Origin of the sequence: uncultured Parabacteroides sp. (genome assembly GCF_947855115.1) — a bacterium.
In the GTDB taxonomy this organism is placed as follows: Bacteria; Bacteroidota; Bacteroidia; order Bacteroidales; family Tannerellaceae; genus Parabacteroides.
Genome location: NZ_CANTZW010000015.1, coordinates 68,822 through 82,868 on the forward strand (window position 1 = coordinate 68,822; position 14,047 = coordinate 82,868).

Below are 14,047 nucleotides of genomic sequence, written 5' to 3' on the forward strand. Positions count from 1 at the left end.
CAAGTCGCGAAGGTATAAATAAAATTAACTACATTTGTAGCATCTAATTTATAAAAGCATGACATACGAGGAAACGCTACACTATCTATATACCAGCATCCCGGTCTTCCAACACAGCGGACCTTCCGCCTACAAACCCGGTTTGGGTACAAGTATCGCCCTAGATGATTATCTGGGAAATCCACATAAAGCTTATAAAACGATCCATGTAGCCGGAACGAACGGCAAAGGTTCGGTCTGCCATTTACTGGCAGCCATCCTCCGTCAGTCCGGTTTCAAAGTCGGGCTTTATACCTCTCCCCACTTGGTGGATTTCCGGGAACGCATCCGGGTGAACGGGAAAAAGATCCCCAAAGATTACGTGGTCGATTTCGTCGAGCGTCATCGCTCTTTCTTCGAGCCTCTGCATCCTTCCTTCTTCGAGCTAACCTCCAGCATGGCCTTCGAGTATTTCCGAGACCAACAGGTAGACTATGCCGTTATCGAGGTCGGGATGGGAGGTCGTTTGGACAGCACGAACATCATCAAGCCAATCTTGAGTATCATCACGAATATCAGTCTGGACCATACACAATTCCTAGGGGATACGGAAGAGAAAATAGCGGCAGAGAAAGCCGGTATTATCAAGAGAGGCGTACCGGCACTTCTCGGAGAAACGGAGAAACACACGGTTTATGACGTTTTCAAGAACAAAGCAGAAAAAGTAGGCGCACCTTTCTATTACGCCCAACGAATGGATATGGTAAAAGAAGAATGTAAGCTGACGGTTGGTGGTAAATGGTTTTTCCCTTCCGTTGAATATGGGGAAATAGAAGGACAGCTTGGTGGAGAGGTACAGGTAAGAAACGCCGTAACCGTATTATCTGCCATCCATATATTGCGCTCGGAACTGGGCGTGGATATTATCCCGGAAGCGGTACACGAGGGTTTCGGCCACGTGACGGAATTAACGGGTCTGAAAGGACGCTGGCAAACCTTGCGCTCTAAACCTACCGTAATTTGCGATACGGGACATAACGTAGGTGGTTGGGAACACATAGCGGAGCACCTGAAAGTATTGCGTGAATATTGCGGGCAAATCTATATGGTTGTAGGTATGGTAAACGACAAGGATATCGATGGTGTACTCTCCCTGATGCCGCAAGACGCTTTTTATTTCTTCACGCAAGCCTCCGTGGAAAGAGCGATGCCTGTAGAGGATTTCGCGGCGCAGGCCATGCGACACGGTTTATCAGGGACTCTTTGCGATACGGTACAAGACGCTGTCGAGAAAGCGTTAGATTGCGCCCGTGAGAACGACTTGATCTTTATCGGAGGAAGTACGTTTATCGTAGCGGACGCTCTCCCTTTGTTCATGAAAGAAGACGAAAACAAATAATATAACTCTATAAAACAAATATCATGATAGAAAAAATTCATCAGAAACTAAGCGACTCGAAAGTCGCACGCTGGAGTGTGCTCGCTTTGGCGGCATTCACGATGCTTTGCGGATACTTCCTCACGGATGTAATGGCTCCGCTCAAGCCGATGCTGGAAGAACAGTTGGGTTGGAACAGTACGGAATATGGTTGGTTTACCAGCGCTTACGGTTGGTTCAACGTATTCTTATTCATGTTGATTATCGGCGGTATCATTCTGGACAAGATGGGTGTTCGTTTCACTGGGGTCACTTCCTGTCTTTTGATGATTATCGGTTGTTCCATTAAATATTATGCCATCTCGGATTCGTTCACGATGGAAGGAGAGCTTTTCGGATGGAAAGCGCAAGTGATGGTAGCGGCCTTCGGATACGCTATTTTCGGTGTCGGGGTGGAGACCGCCGGTATCACGGTATCTAAGATTATCGTACGATGGTTCAAAGGTAAAGAAATGGCGTTGGCAATGGGCTTGGAGATGGCTACGGCTCGTTTGGGTACGGCCTTAGCCTTGTCTATCACGGTTCCCGCCGCCAAGTATTTCGGTAGTATCTCCGCTCCCATCTTGCTTTGCCTTTGCATGTTGTGTATCGGCTTGATCGCCTTCCTCGTATTTTGCGTGATGGATCGCAAACTAGACGCTTCGATGGACGCTATTGAACAAGCGGAGGAGGAAGAACCATTCCGTTTGAAAGATATCGTGTTGATCGTAACCAGCAAGGGGTTCTGGCTAATCGCTCTACTTTGCGTATTGTTCTACTCGGCCGTATTCCCCTTCTTGAAATACGCCACGGATTTGATGGTCAATAAATATAACGTAGATCCGGAACTGGCGGGAAACATCCCGGCTATCCTACCTTTCGGTACGATTCTTCTGACCCCGTTCTTCGGTAATTTATACGATCGCAAGGGTAAAGGGGCGACGATCATGATCTATGGAGCCTTGATGTTGATCGGCGTACATTTATTATTTACGCTTCCGATCTTGAACCAATGGTGGTTCGCTACCATCGTGATGGTCGTACTGGGTATCGCATTCTCTTTGGTTCCGTCGGCGATGTGGCCATCTGTTCCGAAGATTATCCCGGAGAAACAATTAGGTACGGCTTATGCCTTGATCTTCTGGGTACAGAATATCGGTCTAAGCATGGTGCCCTTATTAATTGGCTGGATATTGGATACGTATTGTAAAATCGACAATGGCACGGGTAAGCCGGCTTACGACTATACGATACCAATGGCGGTCTTCGCCAGCTTCGGTGTACTCGCCCTCTTTATCGCCTTGATGTTGAAACGTGAGGACAAAATCAAAGGTTATGGCCTTGAATTGCCCAACATCCAAAAAGATTCAGATAAAGCCGAGGCCGAGATAATCGCCAAAGAAATGCTCGCAGAGCCTTAATAAAGGCCGATCCGGATATATGGAAGGTGTGGTAAACAGGTTTTATCACACCTTTTATATTTATATACTTTTGGTATCAAGTAAAAATAGATCCTTCTACGTTTATTCATACGGAAACCTTATCTTTGTAAGAACTAATATATAATATAAATGACACAACAAAACGCAATCAAAATCTTTGAAGAGAAAAAAGTACGTACTGTTTGGAACAGCGAACGGGAAGAATGGTTCTTCTCCATCATTGACGTAATAGCCGTATTAACCGAAAGTGATAACCCGAGAAAGTATTGGAGCGTACTAAAAACACGCTTAAAAAAAGAAGGGAACGAAACGGCTACAAATTGTAGCCAGTTGAGATTACTTGCCGAAGACGGTAAAATGCGCCTAACCGATGTCGCCACCACCGAGCAGTTATTCCGCCTGATACAATCCATCCCCTCTCCCAAGGCTGAACCTTTTAAACTGTGGATGGCACAGGTCGCTAAAGAGCGGCTTGACCAAATGCAAGATCCCGAATTATCCATCGAACAAGCAATGACAGACTACAAACGGTTAGGTTATTCGGATAGCTGGATCAATCAACGCCTTAAAAGTATAGAGATACGCAAAGACCTGACCGACGAATGGAAATCTCATGGCCTGCAAGAAGGGACGCAATTCGCCACCCTCACCGATATCATTTATAAAACATGGGCAGGAAAGACAGCTAAGGAATACAAACAATTCAAGGGACTGAAAAAAGAGAATCTACGAGACAATATGACCAATAAAGAATTGGTATTAAACATGCTCGCCGAACTTTCCACCAAAGAAATATCAGAGGCGACAACACCGGAAACAATGGTAGACCATATGAACGTTGCCCATAGAGGAGGTAATATCGCCAAAGAAGCACGTATGAGACTGGAACAAGAAACCGGCCAGCCCGTCGTAACCTCACTCAATGCCAAAGATATCTTGCAACTAAAACAAAACAAGGAAGACGCATAGCTATTTGTAGAGACGGGGCAAGCCCCGTCTCCTTCTTTCCTAATAACAACAAGAACAATAAAACATAAAGTTTATAAGGATATCTTCTTATCTTCGCGTACCATATAAAAACAAACATTAAGTACTATGATCTGTTTTCCGAATGCCAAGATAAACTTAGGTCTGAACGTGGTAAGCAAACGTCCGGACGGTTATCATAATATAGAGACCATTTTCTATCCGATCCCCGTAAAGGATGCCCTTGAGATCGTCGCCTCTGATCAGCAAAGCCTCACGCAAACCGGAATCCCGGTAGACGCTCCCCAAGAGAAGAACCTTGTCATAAAAGCACTGAACGCACTAAAAGCGAGATACGAGATTCCTCCGCTGGAGATCCATTTGCTGAAAGCTATACCTTTTGGCGCTGGATTGGGAGGCGGTTCTGCCGATGCCGCTTTTATGCTGAAGCTAGTCAATGATTTCTGTGGTTTGGGTATCCACCCGGATGAGTTAGAGGCGATAGCGTCTGCCATTGGAGCCGATTGCCCGTTCTTTATCCGTAACACGCCGGTATTTGCTACCGGTACGGGAAACCAGTTCGAGCCCGTAGATTTATCCCTGAAGGATTATTACCTCTGTTTGGTCAAACCGGACGTAGCCGTCTCCACCCCAGAAGCCTATTCGATGGTGACACCAAAAGTCCCGGAGACCTCTTTGAAGGAGATCATCAAATTGCCTGTATCCGAATGGAAAGAGCGGATAGTGAACGATTTCGAGAGAAGTGTATTCCCCAAGCATCCCGTGATCAAGCGGATCAAGGACACTTTATACGAGGAAGGCGCCTTATATGCCGCCATGTCTGGTTCCGGATCGTCCGTATTCGGCTTGTTCGAGAAACCAACTCACTTCAAGGAACGATCCTTATTCAGCGATTGTTTTCTATGGGAAGGGCAGTTACCATAAATCCGATAGAACTTTACAGCCTCGCATCGCTTGCGTAAAAACGTTTATCCTAAACTAATTTATATATGAACAGAAAAACAAACTTAATCCCGGCATTGCTTCTTTCCGCCCTTTCGCTTTACGCCATGGAAGACGTGAAAGTGACGCAATTCCAACATGCGGGACCGTTCACGGTAAACAAACCGATCCTAGCGGACAGCCTCAATGTAAACGGTAAGCCTTTCGAGGCGAAAACCCTATTAAAAGCGACCTTACCGTTCGAGCAAACGCTGGCAAACGCTACAGTCCTCAACGCAGACACGGCAGGAATGATCACTTTCGCCACCCCGCAAAAAGGATACGCCTTGCATCTATTTTCCTTCTTCTTGAACAGCGACCGGTACGTAAAAGGTACGCTCGAAATATCGGGTCCCGGGGCATTCGAGGTATTCGTCAATGACAAACCGGTCGGAGCATCTTCCGAGTTGGTGATGGAACCCCGCCGCTATCAAGTAATCGTTAAATACCTGACAGCGGAAACCGACACCTGTCCTCCCAGCCTAAAGGCAACCTTCAAGAGTGAAGCAGACGCAAGAGTTGTAGCCTCTTTGAACCCGGAGAAGCGTTATACCCTCCTGAATATCATAGAAGGAAAAGATTTCCAAGGTGTAAGTGTCTCTCCGGACGGGAAATATGCTTTGGTAAAATACGTCAACCGGTTCCCGGAAGGCAAGAGCGAATCGTACGGGCAATTAATGGATGCCGCTACCGGACGGGTCTTATTGCAAGACGGAGGTTTCCTGGCGACCGCCAAATGGATGCCTAAAAGTAACCTGTTGTATTACACCCGTACCGGCCTAGATGGTACGGAGCTGGTAACCGTAGATCCGGTTACCTACCAACAAACGGTATTAGTACCGGACCTCCCGAAAGGCCGGTTCATATTCACCCCCGATGAATCCGCGCTTATTTACACCGTAGAAGAGGAAGGCCCCAAGGAAGGGACGGACCTGATCCGTGTATTAGAGCCGGCAGATCGTATCCCAGGTTTCCGCGACCGCTCTTTCATCTGGCGTTATGACTTGAAAACAGGATTGTACGAGCAACTTACCTTCGGACATACAGATACCTATATCAACGATATCAGCGCCGATAGCCGTTATCTGTTGTTCAGTACCAGCGACCGGGTGTACACCTCCTTACCCCACTCCCGCAACTCCCTTTACAAACTGGACTTGCAGACCATGGCGATCGATACGATCTGGGAAAAAGCTCCTTACGTAAACCAAGCGGCTTTCTCTCCCGATGGTAAGCAGTTATTAGTAGCCGGCGATGGTGAAGCCTTCGATGGGATCGGACGTAATATCAAGCAGGAACAGATCTCCAACTCATACGATGGACAGCTATTCCTATATGACCTGACAAGCCGTAAAGCCTCCCCGCTCACCAAGGATTTCAACCCGAACGTGATCGATGCCGTATGGAACCGCTTCAACGGACAGATCTACATTCTCTGCGAGGACAAGGATTACCAGCGGATCTACACTTGCGACCCGGCAAACGGGAAAATCAAGCAAGTAGCCGTCTCCGAGGACATTATCACATCATACGCATTGGCCGACAACGCCCCGGTTCTTTTCTATTACGGACAAAGTACGTCCAACGCCAACCGCCTTTACGCCTATGACCTGAAAAGCGGGAAGAACCGTTTGATGTATGACCTCTCGCTAGAAAAATTAAAAGACATCGCACTAGGTGAGGTTCACGATTGGAACTTCAAGTCGGATGACGGAACAACCATCCAAGGCCGTTATTATCTACCGCCTCATTTCGACCCAAGCAAGAAATATCCGATGATCGTTTATTACTATGGGGGAACCTCTCCAACGAACCGTGCCCTTGAAATGCGTTATTCCATGCACATGTACGCAGCTCTAGGATACGTGGTCTACACCTTGAATCCTAGTGGAACGACGGGGTTCGGGCAGGAATTCGCCGCCCGCCACGTGAACGCATGGGGTATAAAGACCGCCGACGAGATTATCCAAGGCACTAAACTATTCTGCAAGGAACACTCGTTCGTGAACGAAAAGAAGATCGGTTGCATCGGTGCCAGCTACGGTGGTTTCATGACGCAATACCTACAAACCCGCACGGATATATTCGCCGCTGCCATCAGCCACGCCGGTATCAGCGCGCTAAGTAGCTATTGGGGCGAAGGCTATTGGGGGTATGGCTATTGTTCCGTAGCCAATGCTGGGACTTATCCTTGGAACGCCCCGGAGTTCTTTACCAAGCAAAGCCCATTGTTCAACGCCGATAAGATCAAGACCCCGCTCCTATTGCTTCACGGTAACGCCGATACGAACGTACCGATCGGAGAAAGTATCCAAATGTTCGCTGCCTTGAAAATCCTGGGAAAGACCGTGGAATTCGTACAGGTGGATGGCGAGAACCATGGTATCGTAGGCTATCAGAAGCGTATAGGCTGGCAAAATACAATCTACGCATGGTTCGCCAAATGGCTGAAAGATGAGCCGGAATGGTGGGAAGCCTTATATCCGGATCGTACTTTATAAGACTGTTTATTCGAAAGGAAGCGTCTGCGTCTCCCATCAGGGAATCGCAGGCGCTTTATTTGTTTGCCCAAGCCCAATGTTATCCAATCTTGATCCGTTCGCAAACGGTAATTTTGATACAAACATCCGTAATATGTATACATGTGCTTGAGATAAATCCAAATACCTTTGTAAAGTCAAACAATAATGAGATCCTTATGAAAACAAAAGTAATCGTACTCTACCTGCTAGGCTTCATACCGGCCTTCGCACAAGATATCCCAACATCTAAAACAGAACAGAATATGGACAGAATCGAACTCTGTAAAAAGAATTACGCCGAGCTATTCGGAGGCGAGGCATTGACCGGACAAGGAACAGATCCGGAAATGATGGACATTCTCCAGAAATTTATCTTCGGAGAGGTGTTCCGCACGGGAGATCTTGATAAAAAGACCCGAGAACTTATCACTTGCACCGTACTGGCCACGATGCAGACTTTACCTCAACTGAACGCCCACACCCAAGCGGCGCTAAACGTAGGAGTCAGCCCTGTCGAGCTACGAGAGGCAATATATCTATGTGCCCCATTTATCGGTTTCCCGAAAACATTGAATGCCTTAAGCACCATAAACGAGGTTTTCAAGCGACAAGGCATCGCTTTACCTCTGGAGAGACAAGCTACCGTTACGGAAGAAGACCGCCACAAGGAAGGGCAAGCCATACAAAGCCGGCTTTATGGCGAGGGAATTAAAGAAGCCATGAGAGATGTCCCGGGAAATATGGGCCCGGAAGTAGAACGGTTCCTTACTGAATTCTGCTTCGGCGATATATATACCCGTAACGGGTTAGATTTGAAGACCCGGGAGTTATTGGCTTATTGCATACTAACCACCCTTGGAGCAGAAAGTCAGCTTCACTCGCATCTCGAAGGAAACTTACTGGCCGGCAACAGCAAGGAGACCCTTACGGCAGCGGTTATACAATGCCTCCCCTATATCGGTTTTCCTTCTGCCATCAAAGCGTTGAAGATCATTAAAGAATCCTCTCGACCAGCTCCCGGGAAAAACTTAGTTCGTCTGTCCAGGATCACGGTTGATCCGGCCCAGCTAGACAGTTATAACGCCTTTTTGAAAGAAGAGATCGAGGCCTCCATGCGTCTAGAGCCGGGTGTCCTTACGTTATATGCCGTATCGGAGAAAGAGCATCCGAATAAAGTAACCATCCTTGAGATTTACGCAGATCAAGACGCTTACAAAAGCCATATCCAAACACCCCATTTCCAAAAATACAAGCAAGGAACATTACAGATGGTACAAGAACTGGAGTTGATAGATAGCACACCCTTGATCCCCGGTCTAAAGATAAAATAGGCGCATAACGAAAAAGCGCATCTGAGCAATGTTTGGAGAGAATAAATAAGGTAATACCTTTCGGAAACCTACATTTTTGAGAAACGAACTTTATTACTCATCATCATGAACAACTAAATTTTGGATAGCTTTTTTAACTTTTCGTAAGTCGCCGCAAGTCAAAATAGGGATAAGAGCGTTAATCTCGTTAATGCTTTTATCCCACCAAGCAAGTTCTTGCAATAACTCTATCAATTCATCGTCAAATCGTTTCCTTACAACCTTCGCGGGATTTCCGGCAACAATTGTATAAGGCTCTACATTTTGGGCAACCACAGAATTTGCTCCTATAATAGCACCGTTTCCAATGATAACTCCAGGCATGACGGTTACATTCTGACCAATCCACACATCATTTCCCACAACCGTATCTCCTTTAAAAGGCATCTCCGATAAAGACGGCACATCTTGTTTCCATCCTTCTAATATATAGAAAGGAAACGTAGATACGGCATTCATTTGGTGATTCGCCCCGTTCATAACAAATTCCACTCCCGATGCTATCTGACAAAATTTACCTATTATCAGTTTATCCCCATAAAACTCATAATGATGAGTAACATGTCTCTCAAAATCAATATCACTGAAATAAGTGAAATTCCCAACGATAATATTGGGTTTTGTTATCGTAGGTTTTACGTATGTAACATTATCAAATCCTTTTACGGGAAAGACCACATTGGGATCGGGAGTAATACTATCTCTCATTGCATATCGTAGAATAGGATTAGACCCAATTCTATTTACAAAGATAACCTTTTAATAGGCAACGGAAACTAGTTTCTATAAAATAAAAACAAGAATCCCCGTTTTCCGGCATGAAGCCATCCAAACGGGGATTCGATATATCCGCAAGAATCTAAATCACTTGATTTCCGATCATTTGATATTCGGATTCAATTTATGCCATTCGGAAATAGCAGGAAGCACGCCCATAGCGATCACCTCGTCACGCAAAGCGCAAAGATGCTTATAGCTCTTCTCCAACGCCGCCTCTTCTTCCGGAGTACCATGTACATCTTTCAATGCCACGCCCTCTTTCGTAATCGAGGTCTCCCAAGCCATCATGATATGATCGAACTTGCCGTTTGATACGTAAGCGCCAGCCGGCCAGCGGAACGGGTTGCCCCCCATAGCGGCAGCGATCATCTCGATAGATACATACGATGGGCTTTGGAAGGAAGAACGGCCACGCAAGGCGATAATGTTAGCGCCCCCCTTCGTAACCTTTGTCTGTATCTCGGTCCATTGATCTTTCGTCAAGGCATCCGTACCGATAAGCTCTGCCAAAGGCTTACCATCCACCTTAGCGGTAGAGGCGAAAACGGCCATCTGTTCGCCATGACCGCCATACGTGCGGCAATTCTCGACTTGATCCATAGAGATACCGAAATGCTTTGCCAACTCACTGCGTAAACGAGTAGAATCCAACGCCGCCAATGTCGTGACCTGAGAAGGCTTTAAGCCGGAATACAATAAAGTAATCAAACCGGTGATATCCGCCGGGTTAAAGATAACCACGATGTGTTTTACATCCGGGCAATAAGCCTTCACGTTCTTGCCGAACTCCTCGGCGATAGCGGCGTTTCCTTTCAAGAGATCCTCACGGGTCATACCGGCCTTTCTTGCCGCACCACCGGAATTTACGATGTATTTAGCGTCTGTCAAAGCCTCCTTGATATCCGAGGTGAAAGTGATATTCACACCCTCGAAACCACAATGGAACAATTCCTCGGCGACTCCTTCCAAGCCCGGTGCGTAAGGGTCGTACAAACAAATATTGGAAGTCAGGCCCATCATAATAGCGGTCTGTGCCATATTAGAACCGATCATACCTGCTGCGCCGACAATCGTCAGCTTCTCGTCTGTGAGTGTTTTCATAAGAATCCTTGTTTTAAATGTTTGTTTTTCTTTTCGACACAAAGATACGAGATTAATAGTTCTCTTACTAATCATAAAAACGAATCCCCCATAAATAAAAGTTATAAATGGCGTCTCTATGATTATTCCAAGATTATCACGTACCTTTGTATTATGAAAACATTTAAACTAGATAATTGGTTGCCCACGACGAAAAAAGAAGTCGAGGCACGGGGATGGGATTACCTCGACGTGATCCTTTTCTCGGGAGATGCCTACGTGGATCATCCCTCTTTCGGGGCGGCTGTTATCGGCCGTGTACTGGAAGCCGAAGGTTTAAGGGTGGCGATCGTACCGCAACCGGACTGGCGGGGCGACTACCGGGATTTCAAGAAGCTGGGTGCTCCCCGGCTTTTCTTTGGCGTGTCTGCCGGTGCCATGGATTCTATGATTAACCATTACACCGCCAATAAGCGATTACGTAGCGACGACGCCTACACACCAGACCAGCGTCCGGGGATGCGTCCGGACTATCCGACGATCGTATACACGAAAATACTGAAAGAACTCTATCCGGATGTACCCGTCGTATTGGGCAGCATCGAAGCCTCATTACGCCGGCTCACGCATTATGACTATTGGCAAGACAAGCTGTTGCCAGGAATCTTGGCCAGCAGCCCGGCCGATCTGCTGATTTACGGCATGGGCGAGAAACCGATCAAGGAATTGGTACAACGCCTGAAATCCGGCATTCCTTTCAACGAGATCAAAGACATCCGGCAGACGGTTTACCTGACAGATAAAGTGGAAACGAAAGAGGATGATATCGTGCTTTTCTCGCACGAGGAATGCCTGAAAGACAAATTGAAACAAGCGAAGAACTTCCGGCATATCGAAGAGGAATCGAATAAATACAACGCCGCACGGATCTTGCAAAAAGTGGGAAAACAGGTTATCGTGGTGAATCCCCCCTTCCCTCCTATGACAGAAGCGGAGATAGATGCCTCCTACGACCTTCCTTACACCCGCTTACCACATCCCAAATACAAAGGGAAAGTGATACCGGCTTTCGAGATGATCAAGTTCTCGGTAAATATCCACCGGGGTTGTTTCGGAGGATGCGCATTCTGCACCATATCGGCACATCAAGGGAAGTTTATCGCCTCGCGAAGCAAGGAATCGATCTTGAAGGAAGTGAAAGCGATCACCGAAATGCCCGATTTCAAAGGGTACTTAAGCGATCTGGGAGGTCCTTCCGCTAATATGTACCGCATGAAGGGCAAAGACGAGCGAATTTGCGCTAAATGCAAAAAGCCTTCTTGTATTTCCCCCGTTGTTTGCAAGAACCTGAACGCAGACCATACACCGTTATTGGATATCTACAAAGCGGTAGATCGCCTCCCTGGTATCAAGAAATCGTTTATCGGAAGCGGCGTACGCTATGACCTGCTCTTACATCGTTACGCAGACGAGTCCCTGAATAAGGCGGCCCAGACCTATACCGAGGAATTGATCGCCCGCCACGTATCCGGCCGTTTGAAAGTGGCCCCGGAACATACGCAAGACGAGGTGTTAAAGCAAATGCGAAAACCTTCTTTCTCGCAATTCGGACAGTTCAAGAAGATATTCGACAAGGTAAACCGGCAATACGGGTTGAACCAGCAACTCATCCCCTATTTCATTTCCAGCCACCCGGGATGTACCGAGGCCGATATGGCGGAATTGGCGGTAATCACTAAAAGCCTGCATTTCCAGTTGGAACAGGTACAAGACTTCACGCCTACGCCCATGACACTGGCCACCGAGATGTATTATACCGGCTATCATCCTTATACGTTGGAGAAAGTATATACGGCCCGCTCGAAAGAACAGAAATTGGCACAGCGCCAGTTCTTCTTCTGGTATAAACCCGAGTCGCGCCGCCAGATCACGCAAGTATTGCAAAAGATGGGACGGAAGGATTTGATCGAGAAACTATTCGGTCGGGGTGACGGCACAAATCCCATTCACAGAAAGAAAAGGTAATAGGCTCCCGATATTACCTATATAACGGATTATGAGAGCGGCTCCATTGCATCACGCAAGTAACCTTGAGGGGTAACGGGCGTAGTCCCGACAAGCGATGAGACTACTCCCGTTATTCCTTATGACTATTCTTTCACGGCGATCACCTCGACCTCTACCAAACCGTTTTTCGGAAGGGTCTTGACGGCCACTGCCGAACGTGCGGGAAACGCACCTTCAAATTGAGAGGCGTATACCTCGTTCATAGCGGCGAAGTCGCCCATATCCGCTAAAAACACAGTCGTTTTTACCACATCATTGATACTATAACCAGCCTCGGCCAAGATAGCGTGAACGTTCTTGAACGCTTGGGCTGTTTGCTCCTTTACAGATCCCTCGACGAAAAGCCCGGTAGCAGGATCAATCCCCAACTGTCCGGAAGCGAACAGCATATTACCAACTTGCACCGCTTGGCTGTATGGACCGATTGCGGCGGGAGCGTTTTTTGTAGCGATAACTTTCTTCATTTCTCTCTCTGATTTATATACATATTATTATTGCTCGTTCATACGTTGGCGAACCACCTCGTACACCACAATGGAAGCGGCAACAGACACATTCAAGGAACCGATCGTCCCGAACTGAGGAATCTTCACCATATTGTCGCAGATACGCAAGTTCTCCGGAGACACCCCTGTGTCTTCCGCTCCCATCACGATCGCTACCGGCCCTTCATACCTCACTGCCGTATAATTCTCTACCGCTTTCTCGCTGGCGGCAAATACTTTCACCCCGCTTTGTCGCAAGAAACGGATCGCCTGGTTGATACTCCTCTCCTTACAAACCGGCAATACATGCAAAGCTCCTGCGGAGGTCTTGATCGCATCGGCGTTCACCGAGACACTCCCTTTGGCCGGAATCACGATCGCATCCACACCCGCACACTCGCAGGTACGGGCGATAGCGCCGAAATTACGCACGTCCGTGACCCCGTCCAGCAATACGATGAAAGGGTCTTTCCCTTGCTCATACACAAAAGGAACGATATCCTCCAAACTCTGATAGGTAACCGCCGACATAAAAGCGATCACCCCCTGATGATTCTTCCGGGTCAAACGATCCAAGCGTTCAGCCGGGACACGTTGTACCGGTATCTCGCGGCCCTTCAGCACCTCGAACAACTCCTTGGATAGATCCCCCTGTAAATCCCGTTTCACAAGGATCTTATCTACCTCCTTATCAGCCTGTATAGCCTCAATCACGGCACGGATGCCGAACACCATCTCGTTTTCTTTCATATTGATATAAAACTATTTATTTTACAAATGTAAGGATAAATAATTGAAAGTTGAAAATCGGGAATTGAAAGTTAATGCGACGCAGCGTCATTTTCAACTCTCAACTCCTCTGCCCTCTCGTAACATCTATGGCATAAAGGCCCGTATTCCGATCGCTCTCCTAGAAATGTCCTTCTGAAGGCCATGT

General features: G+C 47.2%; 11 protein-coding genes. 7 read left to right on the plus strand and 4 right to left on the minus strand.

What is annotated here, in order from left to right; translation table 11 throughout:
- The first annotated feature begins 58 nt into the window (after nucleotides 1-58).
- The 6 genes from Q0110_RS10710 (at nucleotide 59) to Q0110_RS10735 (ending at nucleotide 8,659) form a co-directional block, all read left to right on the plus strand.
- Complete coding sequence (locus Q0110_RS10710) at nucleotides 59-1,378, plus strand: folylpolyglutamate synthase/dihydrofolate synthase family protein (RefSeq protein ID WP_297906142.1); 1,320 nt, start codon at nucleotides 59-61, stop codon at nucleotides 1,376-1,378.
- 23 nt (nucleotides 1,379-1,401) lie between these two features.
- The gene (locus Q0110_RS10715; protein ID WP_297906143.1) at nucleotides 1,402-2,817 is read left to right on the plus strand and encodes an MFS transporter; all 1,416 of its coding nucleotides are present in this window, start codon (nucleotides 1,402-1,404) and stop codon (nucleotides 2,815-2,817) included.
- 150 nt (nucleotides 2,818-2,967) lie between these two features.
- A complete protein-coding gene (locus Q0110_RS10720; RefSeq protein WP_297906144.1) occupies nucleotides 2,968-3,807 on the plus strand; it encodes a Bro-N domain-containing protein in 840 nt (279 codons plus the stop codon).
- Nucleotides 3,808-3,933: 126 nt separating this feature from the next.
- Nucleotides 3,934-4,749 carry a 4-(cytidine 5'-diphospho)-2-C-methyl-D-erythritol kinase gene (ispE, locus tag Q0110_RS10725; protein WP_297906145.1) on the plus strand — a complete coding sequence of 272 codons (816 nt, stop codon included), beginning with the start codon at nucleotides 3,934-3,936 and terminating at the stop codon, nucleotides 4,747-4,749.
- A 65-nt stretch (nucleotides 4,750-4,814) separates the two neighbouring features.
- Complete coding sequence (locus Q0110_RS10730; RefSeq protein WP_297906146.1) at nucleotides 4,815-7,307, plus strand: prolyl oligopeptidase family serine peptidase; 2,493 nt, start codon at nucleotides 4,815-4,817, stop codon at nucleotides 7,305-7,307.
- Between the two features lie 197 nt (nucleotides 7,308-7,504).
- Nucleotides 7,505-8,659 (plus strand): carboxymuconolactone decarboxylase family protein, encoded by a 1,155-nt coding sequence (locus Q0110_RS10735; RefSeq protein ID WP_297906147.1) that lies wholly within the window; start codon nucleotides 7,505-7,507, stop codon nucleotides 8,657-8,659.
- 93 nt (nucleotides 8,660-8,752) lie between these two features.
- Here Q0110_RS10735 and Q0110_RS10740 read toward each other — a convergent pair whose 3' ends face one another.
- Complete coding sequence (locus tag Q0110_RS10740; protein WP_297906148.1) at nucleotides 8,753-9,406, minus strand: CatB-related O-acetyltransferase; 654 nt, start codon at nucleotides 9,404-9,406, stop codon at nucleotides 8,753-8,755.
- Between the two features lie 171 nt (nucleotides 9,407-9,577).
- Nucleotides 9,578-10,579, minus strand: coding sequence for a malate dehydrogenase (locus Q0110_RS10745; RefSeq protein ID WP_297906149.1), 1,002 nt, complete (start codon nucleotides 10,577-10,579; stop codon nucleotides 9,578-9,580).
- A gap of 153 nt (nucleotides 10,580-10,732) precedes the next feature.
- On the opposite strand from Q0110_RS10745, the gene Q0110_RS10750 reads away from it, so the two are divergent.
- Nucleotides 10,733-12,583, plus strand: coding sequence for a YgiQ family radical SAM protein (locus Q0110_RS10750; protein WP_297906150.1), 1,851 nt, complete (start codon nucleotides 10,733-10,735; stop codon nucleotides 12,581-12,583).
- Between the two features lie 125 nt (nucleotides 12,584-12,708).
- On the opposite strand, the gene Q0110_RS10755 is transcribed toward Q0110_RS10750, so the two are convergent.
- Together Q0110_RS10755 and rlmB are read right to left on the minus strand one after the other, a co-directional pair.
- Nucleotides 12,709-13,089: a RidA family protein gene (locus Q0110_RS10755; RefSeq protein WP_297906151.1), complete on the minus strand. Its 381-nt coding sequence runs from the start codon at nucleotides 13,087-13,089 to the stop codon at nucleotides 12,709-12,711.
- Nucleotides 13,090-13,116: 27 nt separating this feature from the next.
- Complete coding sequence (rlmB, locus tag Q0110_RS10760) at nucleotides 13,117-13,860, minus strand: 23S rRNA (guanosine(2251)-2'-O)-methyltransferase RlmB (protein ID WP_297906152.1); 744 nt, start codon at nucleotides 13,858-13,860, stop codon at nucleotides 13,117-13,119.
- Nucleotides 13,861-14,047 lie beyond the last annotated feature (187 nt).